We start from the raw sequence: 13,770 nt of genomic DNA on the forward strand, positions 1-13,770 counted from the left end.
GAGAACTGATGTACCAATAGACTGCGGAGTATGGGGGAAATTACATTAAGGCAATGTTTTGTCGCGGCGCAAATGCAGCAAGTACTGAACCGGCCCCGACGCGGCGTAGACCAGGAACGCCAGCAACAGAATACGCGGCGGATCACTGAACACCACGGCGAACACCAGCACCACTGCCAGAATCGCCACGAAAGGCACACGCCCCTTGAGGTCCAGTTCCTTAAAGCTGTTGTACTTGATGTTGCTGACCATCAGCATGCCGGCAGCAGCCACCATCAAGGCCACCAGGAACGACATCTTCGAACCCTGGATCCCGTAATCACTGAATGCCCAGACGATACCCGCCACCACACCCGCAGCAGCAGGGCTGGCAAGACCGATGAAGTAACGCTTGTCGGCGGTTCCCACCTGGGTGTTGAAGCGCGCCAGACGCAAAGCAGCGCCAGCGACATAGATGAAGGCAACCATCCAGCCGACCTTGCCCATATCGCCCAGCGCCCAGGCAAATGCCAACAACGCAGGGGCGACGCCAAACGCGACCATGTCCGACAGTGAGTCGTACTCGGCTCCGAAGGCGCTCTGTGTGTTGGTCATGCGCGCCACTCGCCCATCAAGGCCGTCGAGCACCATGGCCACGAAGATTGCAATGGCAGCAAAACCGAAATACTTGCTGGCACTCACCGCATCACCTGCCGCCAGTGCGCTTTGGGCACTCATGGAGTTGATGATGGAATAGAACCCGGCAAACAGGTTCGCCGTGGTGAACAGGTTGGGCAGCAGATAGATGCCACGATGCCGGACCTTGCGACCTTCCGCGTCATGCCCTTCTTCGACATGCTCATCGATCGGCAGCAGGCTTTCGGCGTCAGAAGCCTGGCTTGGCTCTTCGGGACGTTCGCTCATGGACTTTACCTTGCAACGGTGTGAAAAAAATTCGACAGATACTTGCGGCGAGTGTTCGCCCGCAAACGATGCAGCTTTATACCAGAACCCGCCCCTCAAACGAAAAAACGCGGCCTAAGCCGCGTTTTCTCTTGATACGTTCGACTTAGTTCTTGGCTTTGTCGACGATCTTGTTGGCACCGATCCACGGCATCATCGAGCGCAGTTGCTCGCCGATGACTTCGATACCGTGAGCGGCGTTGTTACGACGCTTGGCGGTCATCGAAGGGTAGCCGGTAGCGCCTTCGCTGATGAACATTTTGGCGTATTCGCCGTCCTGAATACGTTTCAGGGCGTTGCGCATGGCCTGACGGGACTCGGCGTTGATCACTTCCGGGCCAGTCACGTACTCGCCGTATTCGGCGTTGTTGGAGATCGAGTAGTTCATGTTGGCGATACCGCCTTCGTACATGAGGTCAACGATCAGCTTCAGTTCGTGCAGGCACTCGAAGTAGGCCATTTCTGGCGCGTAGCCAGCTTCAACCAGGGTTTCGAAACCGGCTTTAACCAGCTCAACGGTACCGCCGCACAGTACGGCTTGTTCGCCGAACAGGTCGGTTTCAGTCTCGTCCTTGAAGGTGGTTTCGATGATGCCGGTACGACCGCCACCCACGCCAGCAGCGTAGGACAGTGCGACGTTCTTGGCGTTGCCCGATGCGTCCTGGTAGATCGCGATCAGGTCAGGGATGCCGCCGCCTTTGACGAACTCGGAACGCACGGTGTGGCCCGGTGCTTTTGGCGCGATCATGATCACGTCGAGATCAGCGCGTGGCACTACTTGGTTGTAGTGGATCGCGAAGCCGTGGGAGAAGGCCAGGGTGGCGCCCTTCTTGATGTTCGGCTCGATTTCATTCTTGTACAGCGCGGACTGGAACTCGTCCGGGGTCAGGATCATGACCAGGTCGGCAGCAGCAACGGCGGAAGCAACGTCAGTCACTTTCAGGCCGTGGGCTTCAGCCTTGGCAACAGTGGCCGAGCCTTTACGCAGGCCAACAGTCACGTCAACGCCGGAATCTTTCAGGTTGCAAGCTTGCGCGTGACCCTGGGAACCGTAGCCGATGATGGCGACTTTCTTGCCCTGGATGATCGACAGGTCACAATCTTTATCGTAATAAACTTTCATGAGGTTCCTCTATATATCCAGGCCGTAAGGCCATTCACTAATTTGGGTTAAATGCTGAGTACTTTGTCGCCACGGGCAATCCCGGTGACACCACTGCGTACTGTTTCCAGAATCGAGGCCGTCCCGATCGACTGGATGAAGCTGTCCAGCTTGTCGCTTGTACCGGTCAGTTGAACGGTATAAACGCTGGCGCTCACATCAACGATCTGCCCGCGATAAATGTCGGTAGTCCGTTTGATCTCGGCACGTTGGGCACCCGTGGCTTTGACCTTAACCAGCATCAGCTCACGCTCGATGTGGGCACTTTCCGACAGGTCGACCAGCTTGACCACTTCGATCAGCTTGTTGAGGTTCTTGGTGATCTGCTCGATCACCTCATCGTGGCCCACGGTGGTCAACGTCAGGCGCGACAGGGTCGGGTCTTCGGTCGGGGCCACGGTCAGGCTTTCGATGTTGTAGTTGCGTTGCGAAAACAGGCCGACAACACGAGACAGAGCGCCGGGTTCGTTCTCCAGAAGCAGGGAGATAATGTGCCGCATGATTAAGTACGCTCCGTCTTGTTCAGCCACATGTCGCGCATAGAGCCGTCTTTGATCTGCATCGGGTAGACGTGCTCGCTGGTATCCACCTGAATATCGATGAACACCAAGCGGTCCTTCATGGCGAACGCCTCTTCCATCTTCGGCTTCAGATCTTTCAAATCGGTGATGCGAATGCCGACATGGCCATAGGCTTCAACCAATTTTACGAAATCCGGCAGCGACTCCATGTAGGAATGGGAGTGACGGCTGTTGTAGCTCATGTCCTGCCATTGACGAACCATGCCCAGCACGCCGTTGTTCAAGCACACGATCTTCACCGGAAGGCCGTACTGCAGGCACGTCGACAGTTCCTGGATGTTCATCTGGATGCTGCCCTCGCCGGTGACGCACGCAACGTCAGTGTCCGGGAAGCTCAGTTTTACGCCCATGGCCGCAGGGAAACCAAAGCCCATCGTGCCCAGGCCACCGGAGTTGATCCAGCGGTTAGGCTTGTCGAACTTGTAGTACTGCGCGGCGAACATCTGGTGCTGGCCCACGTCGGAGGTCACAAAGGCGTCGCCCTTGGTCACTTCGCACAGGGTCTCGATCACGGTTTGTGGCTTGATGATGCTGCCGTCGCCCTTGTCGTAAGGGAACAGGCCGCGATCACCGCGCCATTCGTCGATCTGCTTCCACCAACTGGCAACGGATTCCTTGTTCGGCGTCTCGCCGATGTCCTTGAGCGCAGCAACCATTTCGGTCAATACGCTTTCAACAGGACCCACGATCGGCACATCGGCCTTGATGGTCTTGGAGATGGACGCCGGGTCGATGTCGATATGGATGATCTTGGCATTCGGGCAGAATTTGCTCGCGCCGTTGATCACGCGGTCATCGAAACGCGCGCCCACTGCCAGGATCACGTCGGCGTGGTGCATCGCCAGGTTAGCGGTGTAGCTGCCGTGCATGCCGAGCATGCCGACAAACTGACGGTCGGTACCTGGGAAGGCGCCGAGGCCCATCAACGTATTGGTCACCGGCAGGTTGAGCAGTTTGGCCAACTCAGTCAAAGGCGCAGAACCGCCGCCCAGAATCACGCCACCACCCGAGTACAGCACTGGACGCTTGGCCGCCAGGAGCATTTCTGCGGCCTTGCGGATTTGCCCCGAGTGCCCACGGACGGCCGGGCTGTAGGAGCGCAGCTTGGCCTTCTTCGGGAAGATGTATTCGAATTTTTCGGCCGGGTTGGTCATGTCTTTCGGGATGTCGACCACCACAGGACCTGGACGACCGGACTGTGCGAGGTAGAAGGCCTTTTTCATGACTTCCGGGATTTCCGACGCATGCTTGATCATGAAGCTGTGTTTCACGATCGGCCGGGAGATACCGATCATGTCGGTTTCCTGGAATGCATCGGTACCGACCATGGTGCTAGCCACCTGACCGGAAATGATCACCATCGGGATGGAGTCCATATACGCCGTCGCGATGCCGGTAATGGCATTGGTTGCGCCAGGGCCGGACGTTACCAGTACCACACCGGCTTTACCGGTGGCACGGGCGTAACCGTCAGCCATATGGGTCGCGGCCTGCTCGTGGCGAACCAGGATGTGGGTAACAGCCGGTTCCTTGAACAGTGCGTCGTAGACATGCAGCAGAGCACCACCTGGGTACCCGTAGATATAGTCGACGCCTTCGTCACGCAAAAAGCGGACGAGCATCTCACCGCCAGATAAAAGCTCCACGTTGTTCACCTCTAAAACGCCAGAATACCGTCCGTTAAAAAACCGACGGGTCTTAATAGGTTTACTTCTCAACAGAGCATGAGCGACGGTGGTCGCCGACTACGTCAGCACTGACTGAGCAAGTATTGGGATCGTCCCAAGTGTTGCGGGCTTTTCCCACCCAGCGCGAGGTAACGCGTTGCGGGTGTAACAGGTCGGCGCGGATGTGCGCCTCATGATCTGCTGAGCGGGCCTGCTTCTGGCAGTCCCGATACAGCGGACTTTGGATTCTTCTGTTTCAGGACGTTCAAGTCAAGCAATAATTGCGCTTTTTTCCAACTAAGCGCATGAGAACGTAGAAGAAAGGGCTTTGAGGAGGGATAAAACTCGCCTGAATGTCGTCAAGCGGTAGAAATGTGCGCAAGACTGCCGGAAAAACCGGCAGTCAGGCAATTAACGAGCGTCGACGATCAGTTGGTCGAACTTTTTCAGCGCATTACGTAAGCCAAGGCTTTCCAGCGGGCGGTCGGCGTAGACCATCTCGGCCATTTCCAGGATGCCCGACGCATTGGGCAGCGGCAGGTCCTGTTCGAGGATCTGCTTCATGCGCACCAGGAATACCCACTGCAGCCACTGGTGAAAATCCAGCGTATCCACCGAAAAAGGTTCAATGCTGCTGAGCGCCTCGACGCTGGGGGACACCTCGTCCCACCAGCCCTGCACGCGCAACTCGCGCTCAATCAGCAATAACTGTTCGGCAATGGCGGGGAAGCGTGCATCCATCAGAGGCTGACCTTGGCTTTTTGCCGAGCCTGCGCGGCACCGGCGGCATCGCCTTGCGCGGCGCGCGCGTCACCAATCAAGGCCCACAGGCTGGCTTGCAAGTCGGGACGACCGTTGGCTAGGCTCAGGCCACGACGGGCGAACTGCTCGGCCTGCGGAGCATCACCCTGGGCCATGCGAACCTGGGCCAGGCGATACAACACTTGCGGCTCACGCGGAGCAACGCGCTGGGCACGTTCGAGGCTCGACGACGCACCATTCAAATCACCACCCGCCTGCTGTTGCTGGGCCGTGGTCAGCAGCGCAAGCACCGGGCCATCCAGTTGCTCGTCAGCCGACAGGCCGCCGCCGCTGGAAGACGATGGAATGCCACTTGGCGTCGACGGCATGGTGTAGGTGCCCTGATTGATCGGCGCAGTTTGAATCGGCGTGGAGTCGATCGGACCCGAGGTGCTTGGCCCTGGCGTCCACGGCTCGGCACTGATCGGCGCAGACGTGGCAGCGCCAGCGCCTGGCACCATGACCACTACACCGGAATCCTGTGGCATCGCCTGGGTCGCAGCTTGCGCTGGACGATTGGTCACGGTCTGGCGGAAGCCGCCATTGGCCGAAATCCGGTCGTTATTGGAGACGGCAGTGCTCGAATCCACCACGGGAATGGAGCCGCGCTGCACGCTGGCGCAACCGTTGAGCAAAGCCAGAGCTGTAATAGCTGGAATCCACCACTTGTTCACTTGAAACCCTCTTTGCTTAATTCATCCAGCCCTTGACCCAATCCATCACCGACTCCGCGTCAGCGGGGGCACTGCCACCGCATGCGGCGCCGGGAGGCGGTTCGCTGCCGCGAATATACGGCATCTGCACCGCGCCCGGACAGTTGGCATCGGAGCCCTGCCCTGTGTGCGGATCGATCCAAGCCTGCACGATGTTATCCGGCTGCGGCATGTTCAACGGCAGCGGATCAGCTTTGCGCATGAAACTGGTCCAGACCTGCAGTGCACCGGTGGCACCGGTAAACGGCGTCTTGCCGTTATCGTCGCGCCCCAGCCACACCACCGCCAGCACGTCCTGGCCGAAACCTGCGAACCAGCTGTCACGCGAATCGTTACTGGTACCGGTCTTGCCTGCCAATGTCAGGTTCGCCGGCAGCACGCTATAGACCGAACGCCCGGTACCTTCACGCATCACGCGTTGCATGGCGTTCTGGATCAGATAAATGGAGCCCGCATCAAACCGTTGCTGAATCTGGAACGGGTAGCGCTTGAGCGGCTCACCCTCGGCGGTCAGCACGCTGCGGATCCCGCGCATGGGGGTATTGAAACCACCGTTGGCGAGGGTCTGGTACATCGTCGCGACTTCCATCGGGGTCATGGCGCCAGCACCCAGCAGGATCGACGGGAAGGCCGGGAACTCACGGGTGACACCCAGCCGCGCGATGGTCTTGAGGACATTCGGCACGCCGACCTCAAGGCCCAGCCGCGACGTGGAAATATTGTAGGAATGCGCAATGCCCTGATACAGGAATATCGTGCCGTGGGAACGACGGTCGAAGTTCTGGGGCGTCCACACTTGGCCATCGGCACCTTTGACCGATAGCGGGTCATCTGAGAGCCAACTGGTCAGGGTGTATTTGCTCGGCTTTTCCAACGCGGTCAGGTAAACCGCAGGCTTGACCAGGGAACCGATTGGCCGCACCGCATCCAGCGCGCGGTTGAACCCGGCAAAGCTGGCCTGACGGCTGCCAATCATGGCTTGCACTTCACCGGTTTCCGGATTGGTCACGACCATGGCCGCTTCGACTTCATCGGAACCTTTACGGCCTGTCAGACGCTTGAACGTGTCATTGACGGACGCTTCGGCCTTCATCTGCAGGATCGGGTCGAAACTGGTGAAGATTCTCAGGCCTTCTTCGGTCAAGTCTTCGTCGCGGTAGTCTTCACGCAGTTGGCGCTTGACCAGATCGATAAAGCCCGGGAAGGAGCTGTCCGCCAGCTTGCCGCGGGTAGTGACACCCAACGGCATTTTCTTCGCGGCAGCGACCTGTTCAGCCGTGGCAACACCTTGTTGCTCAAGTACATCAAGCACGAGGTTGCGTCGCTCCAGCGCACGCTCAGGATTGCGGCGCGGGTTGTAGTAGGAAGGCCCCTTGACCATGCCCACCAGCAACGCCACCTGGTGCAGCTTCAGTTCGGACAGCGGCTGGCCAAAGAAGAACTGGCTGGCCAGGCCGAAACCATGCACGGCGCGCTGGCCATCCTGGCCGACGAATACCTCGTTGAGGTACGCCTCAAGGATTTCCTGCTTGCTGTAGTGCAGCTCCAGCAGCATCGCCATCATGGCTTCAGTGAGCTTACGGGTGAGGCTGCGCTCGTTGGTCAGGTAGAAGTTCTTGACCAATTGTTGCGTCAGCGTACTGCCGCCCTGAGTCATCTTGCCGCCGGAGGTGTTCACCCAGACCGCGCGGGCGATCGACTTCGGCGAAACGCCCCAGTGGTGGTAGAAATCGCGGTCTTCAACAGCAACCAGGGTTTCCAACAGGTACGGCGGTACCTGGTCAAGCTTGATCAGGATGCGATCTTCGAGGTTTTTAGGGTAAATGCCGCCGATCATCAGCGGTTCGAGGCGAACCACCGGCAGCTTCGAGCCATTGAGGGACGACAACTCAGCGACGTAATCGCCGGAAAAGCGCACGCGCACAGGCTGGGCTTTTTCCAGGCCTTCATAGAACTGGAAGCCACGGGTATTCAAGTCGACGGTGTTACCACTGACAGCCGCCGCGCCCGGCCCGTTGCTCACGGGTTCGCGGCGATAGCCCAGGGCGTCGAGTTCGGTCAGGAAGTCATCCTTGCTCAGCTTCTGGCCGGTAAACAACTCCAGCGGGCGTGCATACACCTTGGCGGGAATGGTCCAACGCTTGCCGGAGAACTTCTCCTGGACCACAGCGTCGAGGTACACCGCAAAGCCGGCGAGCACTACGAGGCCCACGAGGCCGAGCTTGAGCGCCCAGCCCAGCCAAGGGCGCAGGCCGCGGGAAGGAGGTTTTTTACGGGAACGGGGAGATCGGGTTCGAGTCATGGCGGCGGATTATACGCACTTTATTGATGATCAACATGAGCCGGACAGCGGTTTGCACGACCGGCCGCAGCAGCCATAATGCCCGCCATGTTTTCCGCCAGACTCTGAAGGATCGCCCGTGAGCCAGACCCTGATCGCCGCCCTGCAAAACCCGGCCTTATACCCCCATCCGGTTGAAGCGTTCCAAGTCATCGAGACCCATATTTCCTGGGTCGTGCTGACCGGGCCCTATGCCTATAAATTGAAGAAACCGATGAACTTCGGCTTCCTGGACTTCACCGATCTGGAAAAGCGCGGCCACTTCTGCAATGAAGAGCTGCGCCTCAACCAGCGTTTGACCGAAGATTTGTATCTTGAAGTGTTGCCGATCACCGGCACGGCCGAGGCCCCGCAGTTGGGTGGCGATGGCCCGGTCATCGAATATGCGCTGAAAATGCGTCAGTTCCCGCAAAGCCAACTGCTCAGCACCTTGCAAGCCAACGGCGAATTGACCAGCGCGCACATCGATGAGATGGCCAAGCAAATCGCGCACTTCCACCTCACCGCACCGAAAGTACCGCAGGACCACCCGGCCGGCACCCCGGACGAGGTGATGGCACCGGTTCGCCAGAACTTCGACCAGATTCGCCCGTTCCTCAGTGACAAGGCCGACCTGGCGCAACTGGACGCTTTGCAAGCCTGGGCCGAAAGCAGCTTCGAGCGCCTCAAGCCGCTGTTCTCCCAGCGCAAACAGGAAGGTTTCACCCGCGAATGCCACGGCGATATTCACCTGGGTAACGCGACGTTGATCGATGGCCACGTAGTGATCTTCGACTGCATCGAATTCAACGAGCCTTTCCGTTTCACCGATGTGTACGCCGATACCGGTTTCCTGGCCATGGACCTTGAAGACCGTGGCCTCAAATCCCTGGCGCGCCGCTTTATCAGCCAATACCTGGAGTTGACCGGCGACTATCAAGGCCTGGAGGTGCTGAACTTCTATAAAGCCTATCGCGCCTTGGTGCGCGCCAAGATTGCGCTGTTCAGCATGCCGAGCGAGGCCAGCCCAGTGCAACGCGCCACGACCCTGCGCCAATACCGCAACTACGCGAATCTGGCGGAAAGCTACAGCACCATTCCGTCGCGCTTCCTGGCAATTACCCACGGTGTTTCGGCCGTGGGCAAAAGCCACGTGGCCATGCGCCTGGTGGAAGCGCTGGGTGCTGTGCGCCTGCGCTCGGACGTGGAACGCAAGCGTCTGTTCGGTGAGCAACACGTCGAAAACACGCCGCAGGCCGGTATCTATGCGGCCGACGCCAGCGTGGCGACCTACACCCGGTTGAATGAAATCGCCGACACCGTACTGCGTGCCGGTTACCCAGTGGTGTTGGATGCCACCTTCCTGAAACGCGAACAACGCGATGCAGCGGCCAAAGTCGCCGAAGCCACCGGTGCGCCGTTCCTGATCCTGGATTGCAACGCGCCGCAAGCCGTAATCGCCAGCTGGTTGGCACAACGTCAGGCAGACAAAAATGATCCTTCCGACGCGACACTGGCCGTTATCGAAGAGCAGCAAGCCAATCGCGACTCGCTGACCGCCGAGGAGCTGCTCCTCAGCAAACGCGTCGAGACCAATGAAAGCGGTACGCTCGATGCGTTGGTGGCGCATATTCGCCAGCGCCTGCCAGGCCTGTAAGAAAAAATTCTTGGTCGTGTCGTCTACTTGGGCGCACGACCCAGCAGTAGTGGCACTATAATGGCACCATAAATCCAACAGGAGTTGCCTGTCATGAGTCAGCCCAAGCTTCTTGATACTCCGCTTTACTCGCTCCTGCATAAAGATGATATCCGGGGCTTCAACCAGCAACGTCCAAAAGACGGCGTCATCGACATGCGCGGCGGGGACTTTCGCGGCCTGGACTTGCGTGAGTTGAACGCCACCGGCGTGGACTTTACCGATGCCTACTTCCGCTCTGCCGATTTGCGCGGCCTCGACCTGCGCGATTGCTCGCTGGAAGGCGCCAGCCTAGCCCACGCGCAGATATCCGGGACCTATTTCCCTGCGGAGCTGACCGCCGATGAAATCCTCATGTCAGTCAACTTTGGCACCCGCCTGCGTTACCGTACCCGCTAATACTCGCTGCTTCAGCCCGGTATCGCACAGGCGTGCCGGGCTTCCCGCCTGCCGGACCACACCACTCCTCTCGGTCTTTAGGCCGTTTCCGACTAAAGAACTACGCTTTTCCTACTGAGCGCTACACTCCTTTCAGGCTTGCCTGGTCACGATACCCACCGAACCATTCGGCCGTCGCAAGGAGGCTTGATGAACGATGAGCTGCAACACCTGAAAAACCTTGGCAAGACGTCAGCACAGTGGCTGCATGCGGTGGGCATCCACAGTGCGTCCGACTTGCGTCGCCTGGGTGCGGTCGATGCCTACCGGGCCGTACGGACGCGCGGGTTTCGCGCATCGAAAGTGCTGCTGTATGCAATCGAAGGGGCCTTGATGGATGTGCATTGGAATGACATTCCTGCCGAGCGCAAGGAAGCGTTGAACCGGCAATTGGACGCTATTTCGGCCCGCCAAAAAAATTAGATCGACTGGCAAAGCCAACGTTTACAGGCATTCCGAACGGACGTTTGAGAAAACCTGAAGAGCCATTGAAAACAAATGTTGACTCTCAAATGAGAATCGTTATGATTATCACAACTGGTCGCGAGATCAGCCGATAACTGAAAGACCATTGGTTCGGACTCTCAGATTATCTCCTCATCAGGCTAATCACGGTTATTTGACCCGGCTCTTGCCGGGTCTTTTTTTGCCCGTAAAACGCTATCGGCACAAAGCCGCCCACACTGCAGTTCAGCGGGCAATGATCAACGGATGCCCACGCTCCGGATGAGGCTGCACAAGCACATCCAAACCATACACAGCTTTCAACGGCGCCGGCTGCATCACCTGCGCCGGCGCACCCAAGACATGCGGGCGCCCTGCCTCCAGCAGCAGAATCCGATCACAATAACGCGCCGCCAGGTTCAAGTCGTGAAGGATCACCAACACCGCTGCCCCTCGATCGGCAAAAGTGCGAATGGCCTGCAAGGTCGTGTGCTGGTGCAAGGGGTCCAGCATTGACGTCGGCTCATCCAGCAGCAACGTCTGCCCAGCCTCGCCCGGCCATAACTGCGCCAGCACCCGCGCCAAATGCACCCGTTGACGCTCTCCGCCGGACAGCGCCAGGTAGCTGCGACCGCTCAGGTGGCCGACATCTGCCGCCTGTAGGGCTGCCTCGATAATCGCGTCATCACGCACGCGCCCGGTCTGGTGTGGCAAGCGCCCCATGCCGACAACCTCTTCAACACGGAAAGCGAAGTCCAGCGTCGAACTTTGCGGCAATACCGCCAGGCGTTGCGCCCGTTGCGCGCCACTCCACGCGCTCAACGGGCGTTGGTCCAACCACACGTTGCCGTGGTCAGGAGGCAACTCGCCGCACAATCCGCCGAGCAACGTACTCTTGCCCGCACCATTGGGGCCCAGGACCCCGAGCACCTCGCCCGGCAACAGATCGAGGGTGACGCCTGCCAATACAGTTGTGCGACCGCGACGGATCTGCAGGTCTTCCCCACGCAACATCAGGCACGCCCCCGCAACAACAGATAAAGAAAAAATGGCGCGCCGATAAATGCGGTCACAATACCGATCGGCAATTCAGCCGGTGCCAAGGCCAAGCGCGCGACCAGATCGGCAAACAGCAGCAGGCTCGCCCCCGCCAGGACCGAAGCCGGTAGCAGCACACGATGATCCGGCCCCGCCAGCAAACGCACCAGATGTGGCACCACCAGCCCCACAAAACCAATCATGCCCGCAGCGGCCACGGCGGCTCCCACGCCTAACGCCGTGCAGAAGACCAACTCGCGCTTAAGCCTTTCTACATCGATACCTAAGTGATTGGCCTCTGATTCACCGAGTAGCAGCGCGTTCAGCGCTTTGGCCCGACGCGGCAACCACAGCGCGACACCCGCGCTTACCAGCAACAGGGGCCATAACCGCGAATAGCTGGCGCCGTTGAGGCTGCCCAGGTTCCAGAACGTCAGGGTGCGCAAGGTGGCGTCGTCGGCCAGGTAGGTAAATAGTCCTACCGCCGAGCTGGCGAGGGCGGTAAGGGCGATGCCGGCCAGCAACATGGTCGCGACATGGGTCTGGCCGTTGCGCCGCCCTAGTCGATAGACCAGTGCAGTGACACCCAAGCCGCCAAGGAATGCGCATAGCGACAACAGATAGGGCCCGAATGCATCCGGCAAACCGCCGAAAAACGAACCCCCTACAATCGCCACCGCCGCCCCCAGCGCGGCACCGCTGGAAACCCCGATCAACCCCGGATCAGCCAAGGGGTTGCGAAACAGCCCCTGCATCGCCACGCCCGACAAGGCCAACACGCCGCCGACCGCCAACCCCAGCAGCGTGCGCGGCAAACGGATCTGCCCCAGGATCAGCTCAGCCTGCTCCAGCCCTTGGGCCTCGATCGGCACGCCCACCCACCGCAACGCAGCCTTGAGCGTATCCAGCAAGGGCAGGCTGACTGGCCCCAGCGCCAGCGAGAGCCAAATAGCGAATACACACAGCAGCGCCAACCCCACAAACAGCGTCTTCGGTTTAACCAGAATGGTCATGGGGCTGGCTTGGTCAGGGACGGATAAAACCCGGCGGACAGGTCCGCGAGGCTTTGTGGCAGCCGCGGCCCAAGCCCACCGACCAGCAAGGTGGGATCGACCTCAAACACTCGCCCGCTTTTGGCCGCCGGCGTGGAAGCCAGGATCGGGTTCTCCTTGAACAGTGCGGCACGCGCCGCCTCACCGGTCAGGGCACGATCAGCAAACACCAGCACATCCGGTCTCAACCCTGCCAACGACTCCACCGAAAACGGCTTGTAGCCAGTATGGGTCGCCAGGTTGCGCCCGCCAGCCTGCTGCAACATCCAGTCAGCCGCCGTGTCTTTGCCCGCGATCAGCGGCTTGCCGCCTGCATGACCGAGCAACAGCAACACGCCTGGCGCCTTTTGGGTCGATTGGGCCTTGGTCACCCAGCGCTTTTGCTGATCCAACGCCTGCTCATATCCGGTAAACAATTCGTTGGCCTTGGCCTCATTGCCCAGCAACGCGCCCAAGTGCTGAAGGTTACCTTTCAGCGTGGGCAGGTCCGGCTGCGCCGAGAACATTTCCACCTGCACACCCGCGTTGCGAATCTGCGCCAGCACGGGCGGCGGCCCCATTTCTTCAGTACCGACCAGCACCTGCGGGCGCAAACTCAGAATGCCTTCCGCCGACAACTGCCGCTGATAGCCAATGCTCGGCAACGCCTTGAGAGACTCCGGATGCTGACTGGTGGTATCCACACCCACCAATTTCGACTCACCGCCCAGGGCCGTCACCCATTCCGACAGCGCCCCACCGGCACTCACCCAGCGTTGTGGCAGTTCGGAGGCTTGAGCCCCGTGGTTGACCAGCAATCCGACAACAAGCGCAATAGCGCTGGTACTCAGGCGCATAACAGGGTTTCCTTGCAAAGGCGGGGCCGCTCAAGCACTCATCGATGAGGCAGATAACGCCCGCCTGGCATCGCATTGAG

Annotated in this window: 13 protein-coding genes; 3 read left to right on the top strand and 10 right to left on the bottom strand. The window is 59.5% G+C overall.

The features are described 5' to 3' along the window. Positions 1-45: 45 nt before the first annotated feature. The 7 genes from pssA to mrcB all read right to left on the bottom strand — a co-directional run bounded on the left by pssA (position 46) and on the right by mrcB (position 8,168). On the bottom strand, positions 46-903 hold the full coding sequence (pssA, locus tag ACI512_RS30485) for a CDP-diacylglycerol--serine O-phosphatidyltransferase (RefSeq protein ID WP_015885888.1): 858 nt from the start codon (positions 901-903) through the stop codon (positions 46-48). Between the two features lie 145 nt (positions 904-1,048). Beyond that, the gene (gene ilvC, locus ACI512_RS30490; protein ID WP_003176099.1) at positions 1,049-2,065 is read right to left on the bottom strand and encodes a ketol-acid reductoisomerase; all 1,017 of its coding nucleotides are present in this window, start codon (positions 2,063-2,065) and stop codon (positions 1,049-1,051) included. Between the two features lie 47 nt (positions 2,066-2,112). Beyond that, on the bottom strand, positions 2,113-2,604 hold the full coding sequence (ilvN, locus tag ACI512_RS30495) for an acetolactate synthase small subunit (protein WP_003176102.1): 492 nt from the start codon (positions 2,602-2,604) through the stop codon (positions 2,113-2,115). 2 nt (positions 2,605-2,606) lie between these two features. Then, positions 2,607-4,331: an acetolactate synthase 3 large subunit gene (locus tag ACI512_RS30500; RefSeq protein ID WP_015885889.1), complete on the bottom strand. Its 1,725-nt coding sequence runs from the start codon at positions 4,329-4,331 to the stop codon at positions 2,607-2,609. Between the two features lie 432 nt (positions 4,332-4,763). After that, complete coding sequence (locus ACI512_RS30505) at positions 4,764-5,093, bottom strand: YqcC family protein (protein WP_231808066.1); 330 nt, start codon at positions 5,091-5,093, stop codon at positions 4,764-4,766. Then, positions 5,093-5,827 (bottom strand): M48 family metallopeptidase, encoded by a 735-nt coding sequence (locus tag ACI512_RS30510; protein WP_015885891.1) that lies wholly within the window; start codon positions 5,825-5,827, stop codon positions 5,093-5,095. The genes ACI512_RS30505 and ACI512_RS30510 overlap by 1 nt, the downstream gene beginning before the upstream one ends. Positions 5,828-5,843: 16 nt before the next feature. Then, positions 5,844-8,168, bottom strand: coding sequence for a penicillin-binding protein 1B (gene mrcB, locus ACI512_RS30515; RefSeq protein ID WP_015885892.1), 2,325 nt, complete (start codon positions 8,166-8,168; stop codon positions 5,844-5,846). Positions 8,169-8,286: 118 nt separating this feature from the next. On the opposite strand from mrcB, the gene ACI512_RS30520 reads away from it, so the two are divergent. The 3 genes from ACI512_RS30520 (at position 8,287) to ACI512_RS30530 (ending at position 10,743) form a co-directional block, all read left to right on the top strand. After that, positions 8,287-9,843, top strand: a complete 1,557-nt coding sequence (locus tag ACI512_RS30520) for an AAA family ATPase (protein ID WP_236378417.1) — start codon at positions 8,287-8,289, stop codon at positions 9,841-9,843. 93 nt (positions 9,844-9,936) lie between these two features. Next, complete coding sequence (locus ACI512_RS30525; protein ID WP_064052110.1) at positions 9,937-10,281, top strand: pentapeptide repeat-containing protein; 345 nt, start codon at positions 9,937-9,939, stop codon at positions 10,279-10,281. 189 nt (positions 10,282-10,470) lie between these two features. Further along, positions 10,471-10,743, top strand: coding sequence for a TfoX/Sxy family protein (locus tag ACI512_RS30530; RefSeq protein WP_010562703.1), 273 nt, complete (start codon positions 10,471-10,473; stop codon positions 10,741-10,743). Positions 10,744-11,010: 267 nt separating this feature from the next. Here the strand turns inward: ACI512_RS30530 and ACI512_RS30535 are convergent, their stop codons facing one another. From ACI512_RS30535 to ACI512_RS30545, 3 genes are read right to left on the bottom strand one after another with little or no spacing between them, the layout of a single operon-like run. Continuing rightward, complete coding sequence (locus ACI512_RS30535) at positions 11,011-11,775, bottom strand: heme ABC transporter ATP-binding protein (protein ID WP_405121924.1); 765 nt, start codon at positions 11,773-11,775, stop codon at positions 11,011-11,013. 2 nt (positions 11,776-11,777) lie between these two features. After that, positions 11,778-12,815 (bottom strand): iron ABC transporter permease, encoded by a 1,038-nt coding sequence (locus ACI512_RS30540; RefSeq protein WP_064052108.1) that lies wholly within the window; start codon positions 12,813-12,815, stop codon positions 11,778-11,780. After that, positions 12,812-13,690, bottom strand: coding sequence for a hemin ABC transporter substrate-binding protein (locus ACI512_RS30545; RefSeq protein ID WP_064052107.1), 879 nt, complete (start codon positions 13,688-13,690; stop codon positions 12,812-12,814). Before ACI512_RS30545 ends, ACI512_RS30540 begins: the two co-directional genes overlap by 4 nt. Positions 13,691-13,770: the final 80 nt, after the last annotated feature.

Origin of the sequence: Pseudomonas petroselini, from assembly GCF_045037875.1 — a bacterium.
Taxonomy (GTDB): Bacteria; Pseudomonadota; Gammaproteobacteria; order Pseudomonadales; family Pseudomonadaceae; genus Aquipseudomonas; species Aquipseudomonas petroselini.